At 67.1% G+C, this 25,110-nt stretch carries 21 protein-coding genes and 1 other RNA gene; 11 read left to right on the top strand and 11 right to left on the bottom strand.

Going from position 1 to position 25,110, the window contains the following annotated elements:
- Positions 1-2 precede the first annotated feature (2 nt).
- From IHE57_RS05405 to IHE57_RS05395, 3 genes are read right to left on the bottom strand one after another with little or no spacing between them, the layout of a single operon-like run.
- Positions 3-434 (bottom strand): hypothetical protein, encoded by a 432-nt coding sequence (locus IHE57_RS05405; RefSeq protein WP_209371384.1) that lies wholly within the window; start codon positions 432-434, stop codon positions 3-5.
- Entirely contained in the window at positions 431-2,272 is a 1,842-nt protein-coding gene (locus tag IHE57_RS05400) for a phospho-sugar mutase (RefSeq protein WP_209371382.1), read from the bottom strand. The genes IHE57_RS05405 and IHE57_RS05400 overlap by 4 nt, the downstream gene beginning before the upstream one ends.
- Before the next feature lie 11 nt (positions 2,273-2,283).
- Positions 2,284-3,093 (bottom strand): purine-nucleoside phosphorylase, encoded by an 810-nt coding sequence (locus tag IHE57_RS05395; RefSeq protein ID WP_209371380.1) that lies wholly within the window; start codon positions 3,091-3,093, stop codon positions 2,284-2,286.
- A gap of 44 nt (positions 3,094-3,137) precedes the next feature.
- On the opposite strand from IHE57_RS05395, the gene IHE57_RS05390 reads away from it, so the two are divergent.
- Positions 3,138-4,214 (top strand): GNAT family N-acetyltransferase, encoded by a 1,077-nt coding sequence (locus tag IHE57_RS05390; protein WP_209371379.1) that lies wholly within the window; start codon positions 3,138-3,140, stop codon positions 4,212-4,214.
- On the opposite strand, the gene IHE57_RS05385 is transcribed toward IHE57_RS05390, so the two are convergent.
- The 8 genes from IHE57_RS05385 to IHE57_RS05350 form a co-directional block, all read right to left on the bottom strand.
- Positions 4,175-7,999: an FtsK/SpoIIIE domain-containing protein gene (locus IHE57_RS05385; RefSeq protein WP_209371377.1), complete on the bottom strand. Its 3,825-nt coding sequence runs from the start codon at positions 7,997-7,999 to the stop codon at positions 4,175-4,177. The genes IHE57_RS05390 and IHE57_RS05385 overlap by 40 nt on opposite strands.
- Positions 8,000-8,150: 151 nt before the next feature.
- Positions 8,151-8,588 carry a pilus assembly protein TadG-related protein gene (locus IHE57_RS05380; protein ID WP_209371375.1) on the bottom strand — a complete coding sequence of 146 codons (438 nt, stop codon included), beginning with the start codon at positions 8,586-8,588 and terminating at the stop codon, positions 8,151-8,153.
- A gap of 1 nt (position 8,589) precedes the next feature.
- Complete coding sequence (locus IHE57_RS05375; RefSeq protein ID WP_216629929.1) at positions 8,590-9,081, bottom strand: hypothetical protein; 492 nt, start codon at positions 9,079-9,081, stop codon at positions 8,590-8,592.
- The gene (locus IHE57_RS05370) at positions 9,074-9,511 is read right to left on the bottom strand and encodes a TadE/TadG family type IV pilus assembly protein (RefSeq protein ID WP_366933859.1); all 438 of its coding nucleotides are present in this window, start codon (positions 9,509-9,511) and stop codon (positions 9,074-9,076) included. The genes IHE57_RS05375 and IHE57_RS05370 overlap by 8 nt, the downstream gene beginning before the upstream one ends.
- The gene (locus IHE57_RS05365; protein WP_436627484.1) at positions 9,501-9,722 is read right to left on the bottom strand and encodes a hypothetical protein; all 222 of its coding nucleotides are present in this window, start codon (positions 9,720-9,722) and stop codon (positions 9,501-9,503) included. Before IHE57_RS05365 ends, IHE57_RS05370 begins: the two co-directional genes overlap by 11 nt.
- A gap of 69 nt (positions 9,723-9,791) precedes the next feature.
- Positions 9,792-10,730 carry a type II secretion system F family protein gene (locus IHE57_RS05360; protein ID WP_209371371.1) on the bottom strand — a complete coding sequence of 313 codons (939 nt, stop codon included), beginning with the start codon at positions 10,728-10,730 and terminating at the stop codon, positions 9,792-9,794.
- A complete protein-coding gene (locus IHE57_RS05355; RefSeq protein ID WP_209371369.1) occupies positions 10,727-11,761 on the bottom strand; it encodes a type II secretion system F family protein in 1,035 nt (344 codons plus the stop codon). Before IHE57_RS05355 ends, IHE57_RS05360 begins: the two co-directional genes overlap by 4 nt.
- Positions 11,758-12,981, bottom strand: coding sequence for a TadA family conjugal transfer-associated ATPase (locus IHE57_RS05350; RefSeq protein ID WP_209371367.1), 1,224 nt, complete (start codon positions 12,979-12,981; stop codon positions 11,758-11,760). Before IHE57_RS05350 ends, IHE57_RS05355 begins: the two co-directional genes overlap by 4 nt.
- 377 nt (positions 12,982-13,358) lie before the next feature.
- On the opposite strand from IHE57_RS05350, the gene IHE57_RS05345 reads away from it, so the two are divergent.
- From IHE57_RS05345 to ssrA, 10 genes are all read left to right on the top strand, one after another.
- Positions 13,359-14,183 carry a helix-turn-helix transcriptional regulator gene (locus IHE57_RS05345; protein ID WP_209371365.1) on the top strand — a complete coding sequence of 275 codons (825 nt, stop codon included), beginning with the start codon at positions 13,359-13,361 and terminating at the stop codon, positions 14,181-14,183.
- On the top strand, positions 14,180-15,385 hold the full coding sequence (locus IHE57_RS05340) for a DUF8744 domain-containing protein (protein WP_209371363.1): 1,206 nt from the start codon (positions 14,180-14,182) through the stop codon (positions 15,383-15,385). Before IHE57_RS05345 ends, IHE57_RS05340 begins: the two co-directional genes overlap by 4 nt.
- A 649-nt stretch (positions 15,386-16,034) precedes the next feature.
- On the top strand, positions 16,035-18,092 hold the full coding sequence (locus IHE57_RS16660; protein ID WP_436627482.1) for a multicopper oxidase domain-containing protein: 2,058 nt from the start codon (positions 16,035-16,037) through the stop codon (positions 18,090-18,092).
- 174 nt (positions 18,093-18,266) lie between these two features.
- Complete coding sequence (locus IHE57_RS05330; protein ID WP_209371361.1) at positions 18,267-19,493, top strand: globin domain-containing protein; 1,227 nt, start codon at positions 18,267-18,269, stop codon at positions 19,491-19,493.
- A 100-nt stretch (positions 19,494-19,593) separates the two neighbouring features.
- Positions 19,594-20,712, top strand: a complete 1,119-nt coding sequence (gene prfB, locus IHE57_RS05325) for a peptide chain release factor 2 (RefSeq protein WP_209323459.1) — start codon at positions 19,594-19,596, stop codon at positions 20,710-20,712.
- A gap of 267 nt (positions 20,713-20,979) precedes the next feature.
- Complete coding sequence (ftsE, locus tag IHE57_RS05320; protein ID WP_209323458.1) at positions 20,980-21,669, top strand: cell division ATP-binding protein FtsE; 690 nt, start codon at positions 20,980-20,982, stop codon at positions 21,667-21,669.
- On the top strand, positions 21,666-22,580 hold the full coding sequence (gene ftsX, locus IHE57_RS05315) for a permease-like cell division protein FtsX (RefSeq protein ID WP_209371360.1): 915 nt from the start codon (positions 21,666-21,668) through the stop codon (positions 22,578-22,580). Before ftsE ends, ftsX begins: the two co-directional genes overlap by 4 nt.
- 1 nt (position 22,581) lies before the next feature.
- Positions 22,582-23,811 (top strand): M23 family metallopeptidase, encoded by a 1,230-nt coding sequence (locus tag IHE57_RS05310; RefSeq protein WP_209371358.1) that lies wholly within the window; start codon positions 22,582-22,584, stop codon positions 23,809-23,811.
- A gap of 140 nt (positions 23,812-23,951) precedes the next feature.
- Positions 23,952-24,422 carry an SsrA-binding protein SmpB gene (gene smpB, locus IHE57_RS05305; RefSeq protein WP_025780801.1) on the top strand — a complete coding sequence of 157 codons (471 nt, stop codon included), beginning with the start codon at positions 23,952-23,954 and terminating at the stop codon, positions 24,420-24,422.
- Positions 24,423-24,654: 232 nt separating this feature from the next.
- Positions 24,655-25,032, top strand: a transfer-messenger RNA (tmRNA) gene (gene ssrA / locus IHE57_RS05300).
- Positions 25,033-25,110: the final 78 nt, after the last annotated feature.

Below are 25,110 nucleotides of genomic sequence, written 5' to 3'. Positions count from 1 at the left end.
CGTCAGAGTCCCAGCGTCTCGCGGACCCTGCTCACCGCCTTCTGCGCCGTGCGCTGTCTGATCAGACCTTCCTTCGCATGCGCTGCGATGCCCAGAGTCGCGGCCTGCCTGTCGAGGACGATGATGACATAGGCCGGATTCATCGAGGCGAATCCGGAGCCGACGATGCCGCGCCAGACGGTCTGGGAGTCCTCCTGCTGAGCGCGGCTCGCTGCGGCGCCGAGGACCTGGCCGATTTCGCTCGTCAGGCTCTCGGTGTCCCTGCCGCTCACGTCGAGAAGGGTCTGAGAGGTCTCGGTCTTCAGTCGTTTCGCCGTCCATCCGGCACCAAGGCGTCCGGCGCCGAAGACCGTGGTGCGAGCGCCGAGCTCAGCGAGCTGAGCTGCGAGGACGGAGTCGACCTCGTCATCGACCGGGAACTGATCGTCACTCACAGCCCGAAGAATTCCTTGAGCCCGGTGGTGATCGAGGTGAGACGTTCGCGCAGTGCGGGTTGGAGGGAGGCACTCGCCGAGGTCCTCGGCAGTCGCACGCCTGCGCTGGCCGCGGCCCGAGCGTCGGCCTCTGCTGCCGCGTCCAGTTCGGAGGGCTCGGCGACGACCTCGAGGTAGCACTTGAGCTTCGGCTCCGTGCCGGAGGGACGGACGATGACCCTGGATCCCGACTCCGAGAGCAGCAGGACCCCGTCGGTGGGAGGCAGCCCCTGGTATCCGGCCGAGAGGTCGTGGACCTCGGCGACGGGGGAGCCGGCCAGTGCGGTCGGCGGATTCTCCCGCAGCTTGGCCATGGCCGCGGCGATGAGCGAGACGTCGTCGAGGCGGAAGCTGAGCGGGGCGGTGGCGAAGAAGCCGTCGCGCTTCCGGATCCGATCGAGCTCGGCCTCGATGCTCGACCCCTGCGCCTTGAGCCTCGAAGCCAGGGCCGCGAAGGTCACAGCAGCGGAGATTCCGTCCTTGTCGCGTACTGCTTCCGGGTCGACGCAGTAGCCGAGCGCCTCCTCGTAGCCGTAGACGAGTCCGGCGACGCGGGAGATCCACTTGAAGCCGGTGAGCGTGTTCACCGCCGCGAAACCGTGGCTGGCTGCGGCGGCGGCCAACGCGCGGGAGGACACGATCGAATTCGCGAACACCGGTGCAGCCGAGCCCGCACTCGAGTCCTGCGCCGCATGATGCGTGCCGGCGGCCAGGCGGGTCGCGGCGTCCTCGCCGAGGAGGAGCCCCACCTCGTCGCCGGACAGCTGTCGGTATCCGGCCGCCGTCGAGGCGTCCGGGATGGCTGCGGAGAAGCGGTCGGCATCGGGGTCGTTGGCGATGACGAGTTCGGCACCGACCTCGCGGGCCAGCTCGTAGGACTCGTCGAGAGCCCCGGCCTCCTCCGGGTTCGGGAAGGTCACGGTCGGGAAGTCCGGGTCCGGGGCCTGCTGTGAGGCGACCGGGTGGACCGTGTCGAAGCCCGTGCGGGCCAGGGCCGCCTCGGCGACCGTGGCACCGACGCCGTGGAGTGAGGTGAGCACGATCGACAGCTCGGACTCTGCCCGCACCCCCAGAGCATCGATCCGGTCCAGGTAGGTCTCGACGATCGACTCGTCGAGGTGCTCCCAACCGGACTCGGCCCGGGGGACGGACGCGACCGATTCGACGGCCGCGATCCTCTCTGCGATGAGGGCATCGGCCGGACTGACGATCTGTGCGCCCGCTCCCGCCTCGGCGGCCGCCTGGTCGGATTCGATGGCCGACAGCGGACGCCCGCCCAGGTAGACCTTGTAGCCGTTGTCGGCAGGCGGATTGTGACTGGCCGTGACCATGACCCCGGCGTCGGCGCCGAGGTGGGACAGGGCGAAGGCGAGCAGCGGGGTGGGCAGCTGTTCGGGCAGCTGGATGGCCGTGCCCCCGGCGGCGGTGAAGACGGCGGCGGTGTCGGCGGCGAACTCCGCGGACTTGTAGCGGGCGTCGCAGCCGATGACGACGCGGAAGCCCTCACCCACGGTGTCGGCGAGGAAGCGGGAGAGGCCGGCGGCGGCACGGATCACCACGGCCCGGTTCATCCGGTTCGGCCCTGCGGCGATCTCCCCGCGCAGACCGGCCGTGCCGAAGGCCAAGGGGCCTGCGAACCGATCCTCGAGATCGGCGATCGCCGCGGTGTCTCCGGCCTCGGCCTCGGCGAGGATGCGCTCCAAGGTCGTCGCTGTCTGCTGATCCGGGTCATCGGCGATCCAGGCACGGACCACCTCGGCGTCGAATCCGGTGGTGAAGCGATCTGCTACGCGGGTCATGGCGTCCTTCCTCAGAGCTTCGCGACGATGTCGGCCAGCAGCTGCGAGATGCGCGGAGCTGCGGCGACTCCGGCCTCGATGACCTCGGCGTGGGAGAGCGGAGTCTCCTGGATGCCGGCGGCGAGGTTCGTCACCAGAGAGATGCCCATGAGCTCGAGGCCGGCCTGACGTGCGGCGATGGCCTCGAGCGTGGTGGACATCCCGACGAGGTCGGCGCCGAGGATCCCGGCCATGCGCACTTCGGCGGGGGTTTCGTAGTGGGGGCCGCGGAACTGCGCATAGACGCCTTCGTCGAGCGTCGGATCGATGTCCTTGGCGATGGCGCGCATGCGCGGGGAGTAGAGGTCGGTGAGGTCGACGAAATTCGCACCTTCGATGGGGGAGGTGCCGGTGAGGTTGATGTGATCGGAGATGAGCACCGGTGTGCCGGCTGCCCAGTTGCGGTTGAGTCCGCCGCAGCCGTTGGTGAGCACGAGGGACGAGCAGCCGGCCGCGGCCGCGGTGCGCACACCGTGGGCAACGGCGCGCACTCCTTTGCCCTCGTAGTAGTGGGTGCGCGATCCCAGCACGAGCGCGTGCTTGCCGCTGGCCGCGATGCGCACGGTGCGCAGGGTGGCGCCGTGGCCCTCGACGGCCGGGGCGTGGAAGCCGGGAACCTCGGCCGCCGGCACTTCGCTGATCGTCTCGCCGAGGAGGTCGGCGGCTCCGCCCCATCCGGAGCCGAGGACGAGCGCGATGTCGTGGGAGTCGATGCCCGCCGCGGAGTTGATGGTCGTGGCCGCGGCGCGGGCGGCGGCGGTAGGATCGCTTAAGTCAGTCATGACGCCAAGATTATCAAGTTCCCCACCGCCCAAGGAGCGAGCACATGCCCATTCGAGAGCTGAGCGACGGTGACGATCTGCGCCTGAACGAGGTGTTCGCCGATGCGGACACTCCGGCCGGTCATATGGCCAGATCCCTCTTCCGTCCGTCCTCGGATTCTCCGCTGATCCGCTCCGTCATCGCCGAGGTGGTCCCCGACGTTCCCGTCGGCGCTGCCGCGATCGCCGAATCCCCGCTGCACCCCCATCGGGCCTGGGTGCACGTCGAGGTCGCCGCCGAGGAGCGGGGGCACGGGCAGGGGCGAGAGCTCTTCGACGCCGTGTGCGCGGAGACTCGAGGCACCGGGCTCGAAGGTCTCGACCTGCGTGCCCGAGTTCAGGCCGGCAGCTCGGGGGAGGCCTTCGCGCAGGCGCTCGGATTCACTCCGCTGACGACGACGCGGGTGATCAAGGTCCCCGCCGGGGCCTTGCCGCCGGCCGGAGGGGGCCGGGCCGAGGATCTCGAGATCATCGCCACCGGATCGGTGAAGCTGACGAAGGCCTTCCAGGCCTGGTACACCGCCGTCAACCGTGACGATGCCGTGGGCCCGCTGACGATCGGGCAGGTGAATAACGCCTTCCTGTCCGAGGCGGCCGGGGCCCATGGTGCGGCGCTGCTGAACGGTGCGGCCGGAACCGCCGAGGCGGGCGGGCTCAGCGCCTTCGCCGTGTCCTATGCGCGCGAGGCCGACGAGACGGCCGGAACCCTGCCGGCCGCCGGTGAGCCCGGCACCAGTGCCGGGCAGTCGGGAGACCCGTCGGGTGCCGGACAGCCGGGCGGTCAGGCCGGGTCTGCTGTCGTCGATCAGGTCGATGAGGAGGCTCCGACCGAGCTCATCCTCGGATCGATGTTCGAGACCCGCGAGGATGCCGCTGACGCAGCCGATGAGGCCTTCGCCGCAGCCGTCGCCGATGCCGAACTGCTGCTGGCCCGCCTGTCCGTCGACGCCGATGTCGTCATCGAAGTCACGAGCGGGATGCCGGTGATCTCGGCGCTCGCCGACCGTCTGCTCGAATCGGGCGCGGCGGCCGAGCTGTATCGTTACGAGACTCTCACAGGGCCTCCTTCCGACGCCGCCTGATCGTGGCTTCCGGTGCTCGTCGCTGAGCGTTTGCGCAGCAGAGCTGCGGCTTCATCGGCGGTGAAGGTCCGGACAGCCCGAGCACGATCCTCGGTGACGAACCACCCCGTGCCCGGCCGACCGTCGAGCGGTGCCTGTCTGATGAGGCCGAGACCGTTGAGGTCGTGGCGGCTGTGCGCACCGAGCACCAGCAGGGGTCCGAGCCCCTGTGCCTTCGACAGCTGAGAGCCGTAGCCGGGCGTGAAGCGCGTCGGCATGGTGAGCACGTGGAGGTCACCGTCGAGCAGGTCCCAGTCGGTCGGTTCGGTCTCCCTGTGGGCGTCGTCATGGGTCGAGACCGCGGGGTTCGCCAGGGTCTGCATCAGCGCAGCGAACTCGCTCTTCCCGCTCTGCGAGGAGCCCCGGACCGTGAGCACAGAACCGTCACGCACAGGATTCCAGAGCACGATCTCGCCGAAGGCGTCGACGCCGATGGGGATGAGATGCTCCTGATCGGTGCCGAGGGGAAAGAGAAGCTCTCGGGGCGGTTCATCCGTCTCTGTGATCAGGTCCGCGACTCCAGGCTCCGGGAGACGTTCGAGACCATACCAGCGCGGTGCGAAGCCGGACCGAATCTGCGCGGAACCCTCACAACCCGCAAAGTCGAAAGGGCCGCCAGAACCGGCGGAACCAGCTGATTCCGCCGCCCTTCTGTCCTGCGGCAGCAGTTGGACATCGGCTCCGTCACCTCCCGCCGAGGACACTCGCGGGCCGCGGAGCACAGCGCGGAACTCCGGCCAGCGGCCGGCGAAGCGCTGTCGGCTGAGACCGACGCTGAGGCCGTCCTCTCCTGCCGCAGGCGGGAAGATGATCTGGGTGGAGAACCGTGAACTCCTGCTCACTGCGTTCCGGCAGCCGGCGAGGAGGAATACGAGTCCGTAGTTCGTCCCGTGGCTGAGCAGACGTTCCAGACGATCGGCCCAATGATGATCGAGCGAATCGACGAGTTCGGCCCAATTGCCGCACACCAGCAGGCTCGGCGGCCGGTCCGCCCCGTTAGGGTTGGAGGCGAGATGGTCCAGGACGACCTGCATCCGCCATCCCGTATCCATTCCGCAGGTGACCTCGGCCCAAGCGAGAGCCGAGGCGATCCTGCCCAGCGCGAAGATGCGTCGCCTCGGTGCAGCGGCGCGAGCCATCCGCACGAGCACGGAATCCGTGACCGCCGGGTCGGCCGAGGTCAGTACCGTCGAACCGTCGACGTCGGGTTCATAGACCCATATCTGCTGGTCCTGCTCCTTCGGCATGTCGATGATGCCGGTCACCACCGGGGGTTCGTCTCCGGAGGCACTGTCGGCGCCGGACGATCTGCCGGCCAGCGACTCGGTGGTGAGCACCTCGTCCGCTTCCGTGCCGGTGTATATCTCCTCCGGTGAGGGGAGCGGTGGGAGCACCACCTGCCGCGGCGGTGCCTGTTCCGGCATCGCCGCGGCCGCGGCAGCGATATTGTCGACGCTGACACCTCTGAGCCCGCTGGCCAGGGACGGAACCGGACCTCGAGTCCACGGCCGCAGACGAGGGCGGAGAGCCGCCTCGGCGCGGGAGTCGGTGCCGAAGGGCACGGCGACGCGGAATCGGGACACGGCCGTGCCGGTGTCCAGGCACGCGGCGCCCGGCTTGTCCGCCGGCAACAGGGCCCCGGCCTCGCTGCCGATGACGTCGAAAGAATCGGTTTCGTCGCGTACCCGGAGGCAGACGCGGATATTGATATTGGCCTTCATCTGCCCGGTGACGACGCCCATGGGCCGCTGCGTGGCGAGGATGAGGTGCACACCCAGCGACCGTCCCAGCGCGGTGAGGTGTTCGAGCAAGTCAGCGGCTCGTGGATGAGCGGCCATGAGCGCATGGAATTCGTCGATGACGACGACGAGGCGCGGCGGCGGGTCGTCGAGATCGAGGACATCGGCGCATCCGCGGTCGGCCAGCAGCCGTTCCCGGTGCGTGATCTCGGCGCGCACTGAGACGAGGGAGCGGAAGGCGAGCCCGGAATCGAAGTCGTCGAGCACGCTGTCGGTGTGCGGCAGATCCTGCAGCGGGGCGAAGGTGGCGCCGCCCTTGAAATCGATGAGCACGAAGCGCAGTTGCCGGGGCGGGTGTGCCAGAGCCATCGCCAGCAGCCAGGTCTGCAGGAGCAGTGATTTTCCGCTGCCCGTGGTTCCGGCGACGAGGGCGTGAGGGCCGTCGTCGAACAGGTCGATGCCGACTGCGCCGTGCGCTCCGCGGCCGATGATCGCCGGCCCGGGTACCGGGTGGCGCCACCGTTCCATGATGGCGTCAGGGGCGTCATCACAGAACTCGCCGAGACCGTGGCTGGGCCAGGGCCGAAGTTCACCGCGCGTCTGGCGGTTCCGGTGCAGGGTGACGAATCGGGCAGCCGGCATGAGTGAGGCGATCAGCGGTCGGCCGGGGACGGGACCACGGGGCGCTGTCGATGCTGTCGTGAGTGCCTGGGCCAAGCTCCCCAGGGTCATCGAGAGCGAGGAATCGGTGTGGGGGCCGGAGAGAGACAGGGCCGCCGGGTGTGCGGTCTCATCGAGCCGCACATCGATGAGTTCCTCGGCCGTCGGCCCGTGGCGTGGCAGGGAGAGGCCGGGTGCTGTGGCATGTGCGCCGGCGAATTCCGTGCCGGCCAGCTCCGGCAGCAGAGTCAGCTCCGGGCACGGTCGCCAGGCGAAGCGCCGGTCGGACAGCCAGGAGAAGGCCATGGTGCGCAGCTGTTCGACGTCACCTCTGACGGTCACCGCGGTGCTCATCGGGTCGATTCGGATCGGCATCGAATCCAGCACCACCCGTCCTGCGACATGATCGATTCCCTCCTGCAGCTGCTCATCGATCGTCAGGTCGCTGAGGAACGCTCCGAAACCGAGACACAGACCCGGAGCGGTGAAGGCAGCGCGACGGTGTGTCGCTTCGAGTTCGCACAGTCGCGTGCGAGCTTCGGCCAGAGCAGCGCTGCGGTCGCGTCGGCAACGGGCGGAGTCGCGGGTGAAGCGCTTCTTCTCCACGAGGTAGGCGATGTACCCGGAGAGCGGGGCCGAGATGCTGAAGAGCAGGAACCACCACATCCCCGTGACGACTGCCAGCACCACCCCGATGCCGATGGGGATGAGGAAGGTCCACCACTGCGGAGGACGGGCCGGCCGGGGATCGTCGATCGTCTTCGGAACGATATGTGTGTCCTCTCTGCGGTGCGGCGGCGGGGAACGGAACTGCGGCAGTTCTCCGGGCGCGTTCGCTGAGGACTGCGTTCCCGGGGTCAGAGCGGCACCCGGGCTCGGGGCGAGGATCGTCGCGCCTCGGCAGACGGTTTCCTGTTCACCTGCGGCATCGATCTCCAGGGGAATCGGCTGTCGGGACAGGCAGGGGTCGATGATGGTCAGGGAGGAATCGTGGGGAAGCCGGCTCAGCCGCGCCCTTCGTGGGTCGACGGTGAGGGCGAATCCCGAGTCCGGTCCGGCCAGGACGCTCACGGATGCCAGTTCGGCCTCGGCCCCGGATGACGTGGTCCGCAGGGTGTGTGCCCCGATGATGGTGATCGGGTTGAGGCTCTGCCAGCTGCCCCACGTGATGGTCTCGAGGCTGCCGTCACCGAGCCGATTGCCCTCGAGGAGGTCTCTGGGCAGCAGAGCGCAGCCGAACAGGGCCCGGAATACCTCGAGCACCGGCTGAGCCGAATCGGCTTCGATCCGGGCGCTCGTCACTTCTCCGTTCGCCTCTACGCGATGGACGAGTCCCAGAGTTCTCATGAACACAGGATCTCTGCGTCGATGGGCGCCGACAAGACATCGACGGCCCACTGTGCACAGTGATTGTGCATCCACAGTGCGAGAACATGCGAGTGGGAACGCCTTCCACAGGAAACGGAGTCGAAGTGTCGTGAACGTGCAGTCGGTGCGATCAGGAGAGGCGGAGCGCGCCCCTGGCGTGAGCCGTGGCCTGAAGGTCGATGAGTCCGGGCACGAAAGGCGAGAGCAGGGGTGGCGAGTAGCTGGTCCGGAGGCGGATCCTCACCGAGTGCGCCCCATCGGCATCGGCGCTCAGCCGCAGATCGTGCATGCCCGTCGGAGTCGGGACGGCCGCGAGATAGCGGCCCGCCGCACGCTTGGCCGCGGGAGGTGAGAACACGAGACCGGGGTCCTCACCCGGGGCGGGTTCGAAGGAGTCCGAGGCCGCCAGCGCCGCGGAATCGGCGAGGCCCTGCAGCTCCCGCCGGGCCATGTGCAGGTCGGTCAGCGCCGCGATGAGGAATGCGAGGAGCAGGGCGATGACGACGAAGCCGATGGCCAGAGGTGTGATCGACCCGGTGTCCGACTCGTGGGTATGGTCCTCGGTCATCTCATCCGGCTCCTGAGGCGACGACATCGGTATGGTTCGCCCGCAGGGTGATGTGCGGGGCGTGTTCGGAACCGAAGAGGAGCGGGAGACCGGGCAGTGACACGCGCGTCTCGACCCGTGCGGTGACAAGAGACCCCGCATGTCCACAAGGGCCCGCGCACGAGTAGGTGATGGTCGGCGCGGAATCTTCCAGGCCGAAATCCGCGAAGTGCATCTTCGCGACGGCACGGGCCCGAGCCTCCGAGGGGTTCGCATCACGGGCCGCGATGCGCGAGGCCGATATCGCCGCCGAGGTGGTCGCATAGCTGGCCGCCTGCAGCTGGGAGAGGGTGAGCATGAGGTAGATGACGGGGATGAGCAGGATGATCGAGGCGAAGATGAACTCGATCACGGCGTTCCCGGCATCTGCCGGTTCGGCCGAGAGCCCGGTGTGCTCGTCCACATCGGTTTCGCCGCCGGTCTCGCCGGAGGGACTGATGTGGGCATCAGTCACGGTCGATGTCCTCGACGAGGGACCTGCCTCGCAGATCCCAGACCTCGGCCGGCCCCCACAGTCCGAGCACAGGCAGCGGTGCCCTCACCCGGACCTCGACGATCTCGGCCCCACCGCGCTGTGAAGTCGAGACGGTGACCTTCTGCGCATAGCGCTCGCCGACGGACACGCGGATCAGGTCCGCGGTCAGCCTCTGCCCGTCGCGTGGGCTCTGGTCGGCCAGACTCGCCTGTCTGGCTCCCGCGATCGCCGAGTCGATGACCGTGTTGCGGACGTGGATGACGAGACCGATCTGCAGAGCACCGGCGAGGATCAGGGCCAGCAGTGAGGCGACGAGCACGAACTCGGCGACTGCGGAGCCCGAGTCGGGACCGTCGATTCCGGAGTGCTCGGTATGTTCGTCTGCGGGCGCCGCCTGATCACCCGGCACCGCGGACCTTGTTCATGGCGTCCTGGAACATCGAGGTGAAGGCCTCACCGGCCAGTGCCCACAGCGCCACCACCAGCCCCGCGGTCATCAGGGTGATGAGCACCCATCCTGGCACATCCCCGCGATCGGGCGGATCGACGACAGTGCCGGTCTCTGGGGCGGGAACCGCGGCGTTGGTCCTTCCACCTCGGCGATCGGGTGGACCGGGAATCAACCCGAGCACGAAAGGGATGAGTCGGCAGCTGAACTGACGGAACATAGTGTCTCCTTCTTCGGGGTCTCAGGGGCTGAGGTCGAGGACGGTCAGGGACGGGAAGACGGCGAAGATGACGGTGACCGGCAGGACGAAGACGACGACCGGAACCAACATGCCGATCTCCTTCTTGCCGGAGAGTTCGAGCAGGCGGCGGCGCGACTGTTCGCGCACATCTGCCGCCTGGGACCGCAGCACTTCCGCCAGGGGAGTGCCGCGAGTCATCGACACCGCGAGCCCGTCGACGAATTGGACGATCTCGGGGATGGCGATCCGTGTGGCCATACCGTCGAGAGCTTCGACCAGTGGCGTGCCGGTGCGCGTCGCGGCAAGGGCCGCGCGGAGCTCGTCGATGAGATCACCCGAACAGGTCCGGCACACCCGTTCGAGCGCCTCCACGATCCCCTCGCCTGCGGTGATCGACAGGGCAAGCAGCTCCGCCACGGTGGGGAACTCGGCGAGCACCCGTGATTCGTGGCGGCTGATGGCCTGGCTCAGGCGCCAATCGTTGAACACATGGCCGGCGATGCCGCCGCTGATGACGAGGACGAAGGTGACGATGGGGGAGAAGCCGCGCTGAGCCGACAGCAGTCCGGCCAGCCCACCGGCGGCGATCATCCCGACCAGGATGCTCAGCACCTGGTTGATCCGGAAGCGTTCGATCGTCGCGTTTCCTCCGAGGCGGTCGATGCGCTGCCGCAGAGTGGCATCGGTGGTGATGCGCGAAGTGACCCACAGAGTCGAGGTCAGCAGCAGAGACTTCGTGACACCGACGAATCCCTCCGAGCGAGGCGTCGGGGGAGCGTAGACATCGATCAGGGACTCCTGATCGCGCAGATAGGGAGCGATCCGGGAGGACAGGGTCGGTCGGCGCAGAGGCGGGAGGGAGAAGATGAATACGCACAGGGTCAGACCGTTGAAGAGCCCGAGGCCGAGCACACTCAGCGGTTCGTCGAGGATGCTCATGCCGCCTGTCCGCCCTGTCGATCCCCGCCGATGGTGCGTCCGCTCGACCCGTGCGAGTGCGGTCCTGAGGAGCCGAGCCTTCCGAAACCGCTCAGCCCCTGTGCCCCGGTCTCGTCCGCGGCGTCGGCGAAACGTCTGGTCGCGGAGCTGAGCGAGGAGCCTTCGATCACCCGCGGCTCCGTCGGAAGGCGTCCGATGCGCTTCATCGCCTGATAAGCGAGCAGTGAGACGACGAATCCCGCGGCCAGGAGGATCAGCCCGGTCCGGGAGTTGTAGGCGGTGGCTGTCTCCGGTCTGGTGGAGAGGAAAGCGAGCACTGCCCAGGGAGCGGCGACGGCCAGGCGGGCGCCGTTGACCGTCCACTGCTGCCGGGCGGTCAGCTCGTTGCGGGTGCGGGCGTCGTCACGTACGAACTGCGCCAGGGCACGCAGCATGGTGCCCAGATCGCTGCCGCCGACCTGCCGGGTGACGCTCAGCGCCACGACGATGCGGTCGGCCACCGGGTCGGCGCTGACCTGGCGGAACCTCTCGAGCGCCAGGGCGAAGGACCCGCTGGCCCTGTACTCCTCGGCGAAGACCTCGAACAGGGGACGCAGGGGTTCGGGCCCGCGCTGCGCCAGCGAACTGAGTGCCTCGGGAAGGGAGAGCCCTGCTCGGACACCGGAGTTGAGGTGGTCGAGAGTCTCCGGCCACAGCTCACGGCACATCACCTGCCGACCGCGGGCCCGATGCTGCAGGATCCGGTGCGGCAGCCAGGAGCCGAAGAGGCCGAAGCACAGGGCGATCGCCCAGGAGCCGGTGAGGACGGTGGAGATGACGGAGACGACACAGAAGACCGCGACAGAGATGAGCAGCAGATGCGCGGGCCGCAAGCGCGGGAAGCCTGCGCCTGTGAGCATGTCGTCGATCTCGCGCACCCACCGCCGCTGCGTCCTGGCCCCTGCCGGGGGCTGCCACAGGGACATCCAGATGAGGAACAGACCGGCACCGAGGCAGGCGCCGATGAGCAGGCTGTACTGCGAATAGCTCACGCCGCCTCCAGAATGGCGTGCAGATCTCTGCCGATGGTGGCGAACCGCTCGCCGAGGTGGCCGAACCCCTGACCGCGGATGAGCTGTCCGTGCGGGGAATGGAAGATCGTATCGAGCTCGACGACATCGCCTTCGACTCCGCCGGGCACGGCACAGATCTCGTCGACGCGTCGGAGTCCCGAAGGGTCCCTGCGCAGATGGACGACGATGTCGAAGCTGCCGGCGACGGTGGGTACGACGAAGGCGGAGGAGATGTTCGCCCCGGCCAGCAGGGGCAGGGTGGAGATCTTCGTGATGGCGGCACGGGCGGAGTTCGCATGGATGGTGCCCATCCCGGGCAGGCCCGAATTGAGTGCGACGAGGAGGTCGAGGCTCTCGGCTTCTCGGACCTCACCGACGATGATGCGGGTCGGACGCATGCGCAGCGCTTCTTTGACCAGGTCCCGAAGGGTGACCTCGCCGGTGCCTTCGAGTGAGGGCTGTCGACACTGCATCGGCACCCAGTCGCGACTGGGCAGGTTGAGTTCGAAGACCTCCTCACAGGAGATCGTGCGCTCCCTGGCCGGGATCGACCCGGCCAGAGCGTTGAGCATGGTGGTCTTGCCGGCCTGAGTGGCTCCGGAGACGAGGATGTTCGCGCCGCAGGCGACCGCCGCGTCGAGGAACTCGGCGGCACCGGGTGTCAGCGAACCCTTCGACACGAGGTTCGCGAGACTGCGCGGCCGGGCGATGAACTTGCGGATATTCACGGCCGGATGTGTTCGCGTGATGTCGGGCAGCACGACATGCAGACGAGACCCGTCGGGCAGCATGGCGTCGACGAACGGCTGGGACAGGTCGACACGGCGGCCGGAGGTCCGCAGCATTCGCTCGATCAGGTCGTCGAGCTCACCGACGCTCAGCTTCGTCGTCGTCAGCTGGTGGATGCCGTCGACGGCGATGAAGACCTCACTCGGGCTGTTGACCCAGATCTCCTCGACATGCGGATCATCGAAATAGTCCTGCAGGGCGCCGAAGCCCGAGAGCTGATTGTCGATGTGGCGGAAGGTCGCTTCTCTGTCTTCGAGGACAGGCAGATCGGCGACGAGGCTGCGCTCGTCGTATTCTGCGATGACGGTGCGAATGAGCTCGCGGGATCGCTGAATATCGGCGCGCGGGTCCACATCGAGATCTCTGATCCGCTTGTGGACCTCGCTGGTGATGACTTCGGTGGCTTCCACGATGAACCCTTGCCCAGATCAATCAAATGACAGCGAGATTTGCTGTTTAACCTATCTGTAGTCGAATGAAGAATCCAGCGATTTCTCAGATCTGTGGATAACTTTCGTTCGGTCCTGAAAATGACACGGATGTAGTTACACGCGCCGTATCGGCTCGTGCAATCCACTGCCGGAGTCCTGAGTCTGAGGCCACCAGCGACCGGAACCCTGTTGCGCACCGAGGGGATCCGGTATACATTTTCCTCACCGATCACCGGGGTGAAGTGACACGAGCCGCGCCGCCGGCGGGATGAATAGGATCTCCCGCCGGCGGCGCTTGTGGTATCGATCGTGGGCCGGACGCGGCTCGCTGGATGCCATTTATTACAATGGGAGCCGTGAAAAACAATCGCGGCCACACAGACAGGGATTCGGCGGCGCTCGGGCCTGAGCCGGCAGCCCCGCAGACGGATCTGACCCCGGCGGTCGCCTTCGTCCACGAACACCTCGCCTCCCAGGCGGGGGCGGTGACGATCTCGGCCCTGGCAGCCATGACCGGTCTGCATCAGAACACCGTGCGTGAGCATCTCGACCAGCTCGTCGAGGCCGGCGCGGCCACGAAGTCCAAGGCGGCATCGACGGGGCGGGGACGACCGGCTTGGCTGTATCGAGCCGCCGGCTCCCCGCAGACGGGAACCTCCGAATACCTCGGGCTCGCCTCGGTGCTGGCTGCTCATATCGATCGCACGAGCGCAAACCCGCGCGAGGACGGAATCGCGGCCGGAATCGGCTGGGGCCGTGACCTCGCCCGGGAAGCCGCCGAAACGCGCGCCGAGGCGGACGCCTCCGAGGGCGGAGCGGCGAGATCTGCTGCCGTCGAGCAGATCTCGGCCGTCGCGGAGACGGTCACCCTGCTCGACGAGCTCGGCTTCGCCCCCGAGCCGGCGGACACGACCGCGAGCGCCGAGGCCGCCACCGAGCGGCACAGCTTTCGGCTGACCCGGTGCCCGCTGCTCGAGGCCGCCCATGAGCATCCCGACATCGTGTGCGGAGTCCACCTCGGTCTGGTCCGCGGCGCGCTCGAAATCTTCGGCGACCCGACAGCCGACAGTGAGCTCGAACCCTTCTCCGAGCCCGGTGCCTGCCGTCTGCACCTGCAGGACAGGGCATCCGGCACCGCCGATGCATCCGTGACGACCTCGGCTCGAAAGCCCGACCAGTGAACCGCCGTCTCGCCTTCCTCGTCCCCGCCGGACTGGCGATGCTCGCCGGTCTCGACGCCGCCCTGCTCCTCCTCGGGGTCCGGGCTCCTGTGAGCACAGCCGATCTGCCCGATCTGCACGGCATCCTCATGGTCTTCGGGTTCCTCGGCACCGTCATCGCCCTCGAGCGCGCTGTGGCGCTGGCGAAACCGGTCGGGTTCCTCGCCCCCGGGCTCCTCGGGCTCGGCGCCATCGCCGTGCTCACTCCTGCCCCGCTCATCGTCGGACAGCTCGGACTCACAGCCGGCGGCCTGGCCCTGACCGTGCTCTACATTCCCCTGTTCAGACGCAACTTCGACGACGCCATCCTCATCCAGGCCCTCGGTGCCGCCCTGCTCACCGGCGCAGCCCTCATGTGGCTCGGCGGGGCTCCGGTGTCGAATCTCATCGGCTGGATGTCGGGGTTCGTCATCCTCACCATCGCCGCTGAGCGGCTCGAACTCGCCCGAGTGAGCATCAGCGGCTCGGCCGTGAGAGTGCTGCGTCTGCTCGTCGCGGTCTTCGTCCTCGCCGTTCTCGTGGCACTGCTGTGGCCGAGCATCGGCACTCCGCTGCTGGGCATCGGTCTGCTCGGCCTCGTCGCCTGGCTGACCAGCAACGACGTCGCCCGCCGCACCGTCCGCGCACCCGGCCAGACCGGGTACATCGGAGCCTGCCTGCTCGCCGGCTACGTCTGGTTGGCCGTGGCCGGGATCATCTGGGTCCTCGGCGGTCCGGCTGCTGACACCCGCGCCTTCGACGCCACCGTGCACGCGGTCTTCCTCGGGTTCGCGATCTCGATGATCATGGCCCACGCCTCGGTCATCCTGCCTGCCGTTCTGCGGGTCCGTCTGCCGTACAACCGGGGCTTCTACATCCCTGCCATGCTGCTGCACCTCGGGCTGGTCCTGCGCATCGGCCTCGGGGACGGCTTCGGACTCGACTCGGCCCGGCAATGGGGCGGAGTGCTCAACGTCATCGCCCTCCTCGGGTTCGCGCTGCTCGCGGCCGCCTCGGCGATCATCGCCACGAACCGGCGCAGCCGCCCCACGAAACCGACCCGCACAGCCAGACCCGGCACTCCGGCCGAGCCGACGGCACCCGGCGATGCCGCCGCAGGCACGTCGCCGGCAGCCGCGCCGGAGACGAAGTCGCCGCTCACGGAGGAGGACACGACACGATGAGCCCGCAGCTGTCCTCCCCAGGCGACCGCGACCGCGTCCCGCGTGAGGCCGGCACAGCCGACCGCGACGCGGAACTCGGCATCGGCCGCGGCCGCTGGCTCATCCGCGACCTGCCCGTCGTGATCTGGATCGTCTTCCTCATCATCGTCGTCGGCGCCCACCCCGGTCTGTCCGTGGCGCGATGGCTGATGATCCACCTCCTCGTCCTCGGCGCGGTCAGCCACTCGATCCTCGTATGGTCCCAGTACTTCGCGCAGGCACTCCTGCACACGCCCACCTCGGCAGGTGACCGCCGCAGCCAGAGCATCCGGCTCGGGCTCATCAATTCCGGCACGCTGGTCGTCATCATCGGCATGATGACCGCGATCTGGGCGATCGTCATCATCGGTGCCGCAGCGGTGGCCGCCGCCGTCGTCTGGCACGGGGCCGACCTGTGGAACAAGGTCCGGCACGCCCTGGCCTCCCGCTTCGCCGGAACCGTCCGCTACTATCTCGCCGCCGCGGCGATCCTGCCCGTGGGCGTGACCTTCGGCGTCATCCTCGCCCGCGATATCGCCGATCCCTGGCACTCGCGACTGCTCGCCGCCCATGCCCTGCTCAACCTGCTCGGCTGGATCGGACTGACCGTCATCGGCACGCTCATGACCCTGTGGCCGACGATGCTGCGCACGAAGATCGTCGCCGGCGCCGAGGCGGCCCCCGCCGCGGTCTTCCCCTCCTTCTCGTCGGACTGGCCATCGCCCTGGCCGCATCGCTGCTGGCCGCACCGTGGGCCGCGGGCATCGGGCTGCTCGGCTACCTCGCCGGCCTCGGCCTCGTCGCCGTTCCCTTCGTTCGCGCCGGTATGGCGAAACCGCCTCGGGAGTACCCGACCTACTCGGCCGCAGCGGCCATGTCGTGGCTGGCCATCTGCCTCATCGCGACCGCCTGGGTGTTCTTCACCTCCGCGGACTGGGCCGAGGCCACATCCGGATTCACCTGGCTGACGCCGGCGCTGGCGGCCGGGTTCGCCGCGCAGATCCTCTTCGGCGCCCTGTCCTACCTCCTGCCGGTCGTCCTCGGCGGGGGACCGGCTGCAGTGCGGGCCGCGAACCGGGAGTTCAATCGGCTCGCCGCGTTCCGCGTGACCATCATCAACCTCGGCCTCGCCGTCTGCCTGCTGCCGGTGCCCAGCTGGGTGCGGGTCCTCTGTTCGGGTCTCGTGGCTCTGGGGCTGGCCCTGTTCCTGCCCTTCCTGTTCCGCGGACTGCGAGCCTCCCGCCGCGCGAAGGCGAATCCGCACGATGTGCAGGCCCAGAAGCGCCCGACGAGGCAGGAGCGCGCTGCTGCGAAGAAGCTCGACGACCGGCGGGCCCTGGCCTCGGCCGCCTCGGGGCTGGCGCTCGTGCTCATCGCCGTGGCCGGGGGAGTGGCCATCGATCCAGCCGCCACGACCGCGGGCACGGCTCAGTCTGCCTCGGCGGGGGTGACTCCGACGGGGGAGACCACGCGGGTGAGCGTCGAGGCGAAGGACATGCGCTTCACTCCGGCGAAGGTCGATGTGCCGGTCGGCGACCGACTCATCATCGAGGTGAAGAACACCGATGACCAGGACGTCCATGACCTCGTCCTCGAAGGCGGCGTCGACAGCGGCCGGCTGAGTCCCGGCGAATCCGCGACCCTCGATGTCGGCATCGTCGGTCAGGATCTCGACGGCTGGTGCTCGATCGCCGGCCACCGGCAGATGGGCATGGTCTTCGCCGTCAACGCCACAGGAGCCGATGCCGAAGCCGAAGCCGCAGGCACTGAGGACCAGGGCTCGGCCGGTGACGGGAGCGGCTCGGCGGCCGATGACCTCGACTTCATGGCAGAGCCCGGCCCCGATTTCACCGCCCGCGACGCGACGCTGCCGCCGGCTCCCGAAACGACGACGCACAAGAAGACCTTCACCGTCAGCGAGGTCGAACGCGAGGTCGCCGTCGGGGTCAAGCAGAAGCTGTGGCTGTTCAACGGCACGATGCCCGGCCCGACCCTGCGCGGACAGGTCGGCGACACGTTCGAGATCACCCTCGTCAACGACGGGTCGATGGGTCACTCGATCGACTTCCACGCCGGAGAGCTGGCCCCTGACCAGCCGATGCGCACGATCGCGCCCGGTGAGTCGCTGACCTACACGTTCACGGCCACGCACTCGGGTGCCTGGATGTACCACTGCGCGACTATGCCGATGTCGAGCCACATCGCCAACGGTATGTTCGGAGCCGTCATCATCGACCCGCCGAACCTGCCCGAGGTCGACCGGGAATACTTCATGGTCCAGTCAGAGCTCTACCTGGGCCCGCAGGGCGGAGTCGTCGACCCCGACAAAGTGGCTCGCGAGGAGACCGACGCCGTGGTCTTCAACGGCTTCGCGAACCAGTACGACCACGATCCGATCCGCGCGAAGGTCGGCGAGCGTGTGCGCATCTGGGTCGTCGACGCCGGACCGAATCGACCGAGCGCCTTCCACATCATCGGCGGACAGTTCGACACGGTGTTCAAGGAAGGCGCCTACCAGCTCAAGCGCGGCAATGCCGAGAAGGGCGGCAGCCAGACGCTCGATCTCGCGCCTTCCCAGGGCGGGTTCGTCGAGCTCGAATTCGCCGAGGCGGGCCACTATCCCTTCGTCACCCACACCATGGTCGACGCCGAGCGCGGTGCGCACGGGACCGTCGAGGTCACCGACTGACCCGTCTGCTCGCCGTCCGGCTGCTGCGTGTCCGCATTGCGGGTGACCTCTTCTCAAATTCTACGACGTGTAGAAAATGTTCTACACGTCGTAGTACTGTCGAAGACGTCAGCACAAGCACGACCTGGAAAGGCCGTTCCATCCGCGCGGCGAACCGCCGCGAAAGGAGTTTCAGTGATCTCCCAGTCAGCACTGTCCACCGTCCGTGAGACGCTTCCCGTCGTCGGAGCAGCGATCGGAGACATCACCCCGATCTTCTACAAGCGGATGTTCACCGCCCGCCCCGACCTGCTGCGTGACCTGTTCAACCGCGGGAACCAGGCCCAGGGTGAGCAGCAGAAGGCCCTGGCCGGTGCGATCGCCGCCTATGCGAGCCTGCTGGTGTCCGAGGACGCGCCGAACATCGACGCGATGATGAGCCGGATCGCGAACAAGCATGCTTCCCTGGGCATCACCGAGGACCAGTACCCGATCGTCTACGAGCACCTCTTCGCCGCGATCGGCGAGGTTCTGGGCGAAGCGGCCACTGCCGAGGTCGTCGACGCCTGGACCGAGGTCTACTGGGACATGGCGGACTCGCTGATCAAGGCCGAGAGGGAGCTCTACGCCCGCCACGACGTCGCTCCCGGTGACGTCTGGTGCGACCTCGTCGTGACCCGCCGCAGGCAGGAATCGCCGACCACCGTCAGCCTCGTCCTCTCCCGCCCCGACGGCGGTGCGCTGCCGCAGGCCCAGCCGGGACAGTACGTCTCCGTCCAGGTCCAGCTGCCCGACGGCGCGAACCAGATCCGTCAGTACAGTCTGACCAAGGCCACCGCCCGGACCAGCTGGACGGTGACTATCAAGGCCGAGCCCGGCCGCGCCGAGGCGGGTGTCCCCGCCGGTGAGGTCTCGAACTTCATCCACGGCAACGTCTTCGAGGGCGATTCCATCCGCTGTTCGCTGCCCTACGGCGACCTCGTCGTCGAGGACTCCGAGGCCCCGCTGCTGCTCGTGTCCGCGGGCATCGGATGCACGCCCATCCTCGGCGCGCTCAACGACCTCGTGTCCAAGGAGTCCCAGCGCCCGGTCACCGTCCTCCACGCCGACCAGTCCATGGCCAGCCACGCCCACCGGCGCGAGATGGCCCAGCTGGTCGACCAGCTGCCCGGCGCGCACATGCACCACTGGTACGAGCAGCTCGGCGCTCGGACCGCCACCGAGACCGTGCACGAAGGATTCATCAACCTCGCCGAGGTGCCCGTCGACGCGAACGCGCAGGTCTACCTCTGCGGCCCACCGCCGTTCATGAAGGCCGTCCGCCGCGGACTCGACGAACTCGACGTGCCCGAGGCGAACATCCACTTCGAGGTCTTCGGCCCCGATACTTGGGCTACCGTGCCCGAGGCAGTTCCGGCCTGATCGGACCGGCTGCGTATAACGACAGAACGAAGCCCGCGGGTATGCGCCCGCGGGCTTCAGTTCTGGGCGCGGGCAGTGCATGCACTAGAATCGGAGCATTATGGCCACCACTGATTACTCTTCTGAAATCGCCAACCTCCGCCAAACGTACAAAGCGATTCTCGACGTGTCCGACCTGGACAATCTGCGCGACGAAGTCGCTGAGCTCACGGAGGAAGCGTCCTCGCCCACCTTCTGGGACGATCCGGACTCGGCGCAGAAGACCTCGGCCAGGCTCTCGCACAAGCAGGGCACCCTGGACAAGCTCGAGAAGTTCGGCCAGCGCATCGACGACGCCGAACTGCTCGTCGAGATGTCACAGGACGAGGGCGACGCGGATTCCCTCGAAGAAGCCGACCGGGATCTGAAGAAGCTGCACGATCAGCTCGCCGATCTCGAGATCTCCACCCTGCTCAACCACGAATACGACGAACGCTCCGCCGTCGTGACCGTGCGTTCGGGCGCCGGCGGCGACGATGCCACCGACTGGGCGCAGACGCTCACCCGGATGTACGTGAGGTGGGCGGAGAACCGCGGGTACAACGTCCAGGAGCTCGACACCTCCTACGCCGAGGGCGCGGGCATCAAGTCCGCGACGATCCAGATCAACGCCCCCTACGCCTACGGCACTCTGTCCGTCGAGGCCGGCACCCACCGTCTGGTGCGCATCAGCCCCTTCGACAACCAGGGCCGGCGTCAGACCTCATTCGCCGCCGTCGAGGTGGTCCCGCTGATCGAGTCGACCGACCACATCGAGGTCGACGAGAACGACCTGCGCATCGACGTCTACCGGTCCTCGGGCCCGGGCGGACAGTCGGTGAACACGACGGACTCGGCCGTGCGCATCACCCACATCCCCACCGGTGTGGTCGTGAGCATGCAGAACGAGAAGTCGCAGATCCAGAACCGCGAGGCCGCCATGCGCGTCCTCCAGTCGCGTCTGCTCGAGCGCAAACGCCAGGAGGAGGCGGCGCAGAAGAAGGAGCTCGCCGGCGACATCAAGGCCAGCTGGGGCGACCAGATGCGCTCCTACGTCACGCATCCCTACCAGATGGTCAAAGACCTGCGCACCGGCTACGAGGTCAACAACCCCTCTGCGGTGTTCGACGGCGACCTCGACGGTCTCATCGAGGCCGGCATCCGCTGGCGCAAGGAACAGGAGATGGCCGCCGAGGAGTGACCCGGTCGGGCCGGCCTGCTTCCTCGTGCCGCCCTCACCCTCCGTCTGTGGTCAGTGCACCGAGGCGATCTGCCCGTTTCGGCTCCTTCTCCTCGGCGGACTGACCACAAACGCGCCGTCGGCCACCCGGCTAGGCCATCCGCCTCGGTGACGCGACTGTGAACTTCATCAGATCGCAACACACGCCCCTTCGCCTCCGCGAACATCACGGAACTGTTACGTACAGTGGAACCGGCCGAGCCACCCGCGACATGATTGAAGACCGACTTGATCAGATTCGACTCCGTTTCGAAGTCCTACGACGCACGCTCCCGCAAGGCTCTTGACGAGATCTCGTTCGAGGCCGACCGCGGGGAGTTCGTGTTCCTCGTCGGGGCTTCCGGTTCGGGCAAGTCCACGGTCATCCGCCTCATCCTCCGCGAAGAGGTGCCGACTGCCGGACGCATCCACATCGCTGGCAAATCGGTGGTGAAGATGCCGAGCTGGAAGGTGCCGTATCTGCGCCGGGGGATCGGGACCGTGTTCCAGGATTTCCGTCTGCTGCCGAACAAGACCGTCTTCGCCAACGTCGCCTTCGCCCTGCAGGTGATCGGGAAATCGCGAGCGGCCATGTCGACGCTCGTGCCCGACGTCCTCGAGACCGTCGGCCTGGACGGCAAGGAGAAGCGCTACCCCAGCGAGCTCTCCGGCGGCGAGCAGCAGCGTGTGGCGATCGCGCGCGCCGTGGTCAACAAGCCCGGCATCCTGCTGGCCGACGAGCCCACAGGCAACCTCGACCCGACGACGAGTGCTGACATCATGAGCGTTCTGGAGAAGATCAACCGCAACGGCACCACGGTGCTCATGGCCACCCACGACGGCGAGATCGTCAATCGGATGCGCAGACGCGTCATCGAGCTGCGCGAGGGTTCGATCGTCCGCGACGTCGAAGAGGGCACCTACGGAGTCGCCTCATGAGGGCCGGATTCATCCTCTCCGAGGTCTGGTCGGGTCTGCGGAAGAACTTCTCCATGGTCGTCTCCGTCGTGCTCGTGACCTTCGTGTCCCTGCTCTTCGTCGGTGCCGCGATTCTGCTGCAGATGCAGGTCGGGCAGATGAAGGACTTCTGGTACGACCGAGTGCAGGTCTCCGTGTTCCTCTGCCCGCCCGACTCCGAGGCGACGAACTGCGTCGACGGCGAGGTCACCGGTGACCAGAAGGACCAGATCCGTGCCGAACTCGAAAGCTCCGAACTCGCCCCCTATGTCGACAAGGTCTACTTCGAGGACAAGTCCGAGGCCTACGAGCACTTCCAGGAGCAGTTCAAAGGCACCAGTCTCGAAGGCACGGTGCCCGAGGAGGAGATGAATGAGTCCTTCCGGGTCAAGCTCAAGGACGCGGAGAAGTACGACATCATCAAGGAGACGTTCTCCTCCACCCCGGGTGTCGAGGAGGTCGTCGACCAGAATCAGCTGCTCGACCGTCTCTTCGCGGTGCTCAACATCGCCACCATCGTGGCCGTGGCCATCGCCGGCATCATGCTCCTGTGCGCCATGCTCCTCATTGCCACGACGATCCGACTCTCGGCGTTCTCGAGACGGCGGGAAACGGGCATCATGCGGCTCGTCGGCGCCTCGAACACCTTCATCCAGCTGCCGTTCCTGCTCGAGGGAGTGATCGCGGCGGCGATCGGTGCCGCCCTGTCGGGTGGGGTTCTCGGTCTGCTCGTCCACTTCGGGGTCAGCGGATGGCTGCAGGGTCAGGCGACCGGTTTCAGCCTCATCTCCGGGTGGGACGTGCTCCTCATCGCCCCCGTGCTCATCTTCATCGGTGTCGTCATGGCCGGGGCGTCGTCGCTGATCACCTTGAACAAGTACACGAAGGTCTGAGATGAGAGGCAGACTCGCACTCGTCATCATCGCGGCTGCGCTCGCGCTGTTCCTGCCGGTCGCCTCGGCGGTGGCCGATCCCAGGGACGACAAGAGCAAGGTCGATGAGCGGGTCAAGGAGCTCCAGCAGGAGTTCGAGGGCCTCGACGAGGACCTCGCCCGGGTCATCGCCGAACGCGACGCCGCGCAGGAGAAGCTGCCCGACGCCGAGGCGGCATCGAAGGCCGCCGACGACGCTCTGGCCGCGGCCATCGAGAAGGATCAGGACATGGCGGCGCGGCTGACCTCGGCCGAGAACGCGCAGAAGGATCTCAAGAAATCCATCAAGTCCGGCACCGCGAAGATCGACAAGCACAAGACTGCTGCCGCACGCATCGGTCGCCAGGCCTACCAGAACTCGGGCATCACCTCGGATCTCGCGATGCTTCTGCAGATGGCCGAGGGCACCAGCGCCGACGGCGGCATCGGGCGAGTCGACTCGGCCGTGCGCTCCCAGCAGCGCACGATCGACAGACTCTCCGAACAGCGGTCGTTGAACAAGAACAACGAGGAGCGGCTCTCGGGCGTGACGGAGAAGATCTCCGACCTCAAGGACGAAGCCGCCGAGGCGGTGCTGGCCAAAGAGGCGGCCCAGGTCGATGCGAAGAAGAAGGCCGACAGCCTCAATGACCTGATCTCGGCGAAGGACGAGGCGGAGCAGACGATCTCCGACAACAAGGCCAAGACCGAGGAGCAGCTGGCCAAGGAGAAGGAAGAGCAGGACCGGCTGGCGGAGAAGGTCCGCGAATGGGAGAAGGAACAGGAGAAGAAGGGCAAGTTCGTCTTCGGCGACGGAGTCCTGGCCAACCCGGCCAAGGGCTACCCGACGACTTCGCCCTTCGGCTACCGGGTCCACCCGATCACGGGCGCGAAGAAGCTGCACACCGGCATGGACTTCGGCGTGCCCTGCGGAACCCCGATCCGTGCGGCCGGCGACGGAATCGTCGTGACCTCCGGGTGGACCGGCGGCTACGGCAACCGCGTCGTCATCTCCCACGGCAAGATCAAGGGCGACTCGATCGCGTCGACCTACAACCACAACACGAAGCTCAAGGTCCACGACGGTCAGAAGGTCAAGAAGGGCCAGATCATCTCGTACTCGGGCACGACCGGCGCCTCGACCGGCTGCCACCTGCACTTCGAGATCATGAAGAACGGCGGCTACGTCGACCCGAAGCCCTTCATCTTCTGACTGTTGCCCGACTCACTTTTCGCCCACGGCGGCGGTGAGCTAGAATTGAGGGTCTGTGCGTTCGTACCCTGCCACCGTCACAGGAGGCGGTCGGACGGACGTGTGAGACCATCGAGGCGAGAGGAGAGAGGGGGCCGGTCATGCCGAAGGACACTGGCAAGAAAGTCATTGCGAGGAACCGCAAAGCGCGTCACGACTATCACATCGAAGACACGTGGGAGGCCGGTCTCGTGCTCACCGGCACGGAGGTGAAGTCGCTGCGAGAAGGCAGGGCCTCACTGACCGACGGGTTCGCTCTCATCTTCCAGAACGAGGCGTGGCTGGAGAACGTCTACATCCCCGAGTACCTGCAGGGGACCTGGACGAACCATTCGGCCCGGCGTCGGCGGAAGCTGCTGCTCCACCGCGAGGAGATCCTCAAGCTCTCGCAGAAGGTCAAGGAGTCCGGTCGGACCCTGGTGCCGCTCGAACTGTACTTCGACGGTTCGCGGGTGAAGGTCGAGATCGCTCTGGCCAAGGGCAAGCGCGAATGGGATAAGCGCCAGGCTCTGCGTGAGGCGCAGGACAAGCGCGAAGCCGAACGCGCGATGAAGGCCAAGCAGTTCCTGTAGAGACCTGCGGGACACGCTGATCCAGGGAGCCTGTGAGGGCACAGTTTCCGTTCACGCGGTCCGCGCGTGACAGTCGCCGAGGCGGCCGTGCGAGGCGGCCGTGCGAGGCGGTCAGGGGAGCCGGGAATACGATTGGCTCGCCCTGTGTTGACCGAGTATGCTGGAGTTCCTGTCCAGCCGAGAAATCCGCAGACGCGGAGGCCAGAGCGGGGCAGGATTGGTAAAAGAATATGGGGATGATCGGTTTCGACGTCGGACACTGCGTCGGGAGAAGCGGGCCGAGAATGCAGAGTCATCTCGTTAATGTCCTCTGCAAAACAATAGGTGCTAAGTCTAACAACCGCACCGATTTCGCCCTCGCTGCCTGATAGAGCGCGAGCTGCGAATCCGTCAGCCTAGAGTTGCTTCCGCTCTAGAACCTGGCGTCGCTTAGGAAGCCACTGCTTCAGATATTTGTTGAGGGTATCTGAGGGACTCTTACTCAACTCCGTTCGTTGGTCCATGTGTTCGTGCAAGGGCCAGAACCTAAGAAACTATTTCACGAACTGCGCCCGGAGAAGTCCTGACAATCTGCCGACGGACGCGGGTTCGATTCCCGCCATCTCCACCAATGTGATGTCCCACGTCATCGTTCACTCGATGGCGTGGGACATTTCTTGTTTCTGACTCTGGTATGTCTCATGACATC

The organism is Brevibacterium renqingii (genome assembly GCF_017808105.1).
In the GTDB taxonomy this organism is placed as follows: domain Bacteria; phylum Actinomycetota; class Actinomycetes; order Actinomycetales; family Brevibacteriaceae; genus Brevibacterium; species Brevibacterium renqingii.
The sequence above is the reverse complement of the archived record's forward strand: the minus strand, read 5'-3'. Positions and strand labels throughout refer to the sequence as shown.

Bases quoted from the DNA above. Each gene is read 5' to 3' on its own strand.
- IHE57_RS05385 (WP_209371377.1), bottom strand. From the start codon at position 7,999: ATGAGAACTCTGGGACTCGTCCATCGCGTAGAGGCGAACGGAGAAGTG.
- IHE57_RS05360 (WP_209371371.1), bottom strand. From the start codon at position 10,730: ATGAGCATCCTCGACGAACCGCTGAGTGTGCTCGGCCTCGGGCTCTTC.
- IHE57_RS05380 (WP_209371375.1), bottom strand. From the start codon at position 8,588: ATGACCGAGGACCATACCCACGAGTCGGACACCGGGTCGATCACACCT.
- smpB (WP_025780801.1), top strand. From the start codon at position 23,952: ATGCCGAAGGACACTGGCAAGAAAGTCATTGCGAGGAACCGCAAAGCG.
- ftsX (WP_209371360.1), top strand. From the start codon at position 21,666: ATGAGGGCCGGATTCATCCTCTCCGAGGTCTGGTCGGGTCTGCGGAAG.
- IHE57_RS05395 (WP_209371380.1), bottom strand. From the start codon at position 3,093: ATGACTGACTTAAGCGATCCTACCGCCGCCGCCCGCGCCGCGGCCACG.
- IHE57_RS05390 (WP_209371379.1), top strand. From the start codon at position 3,138: ATGCCCATTCGAGAGCTGAGCGACGGTGACGATCTGCGCCTGAACGAG.
- IHE57_RS05310 (WP_209371358.1), top strand. From the start codon at position 22,582: ATGAGAGGCAGACTCGCACTCGTCATCATCGCGGCTGCGCTCGCGCTG.
- IHE57_RS05400 (WP_209371382.1), bottom strand. From the start codon at position 2,272: ATGACCCGCGTAGCAGATCGCTTCACCACCGGATTCGACGCCGAGGTG.
- prfB (WP_209323459.1), top strand. From the start codon at position 19,594: ATGGCCACCACTGATTACTCTTCTGAAATCGCCAACCTCCGCCAAACG.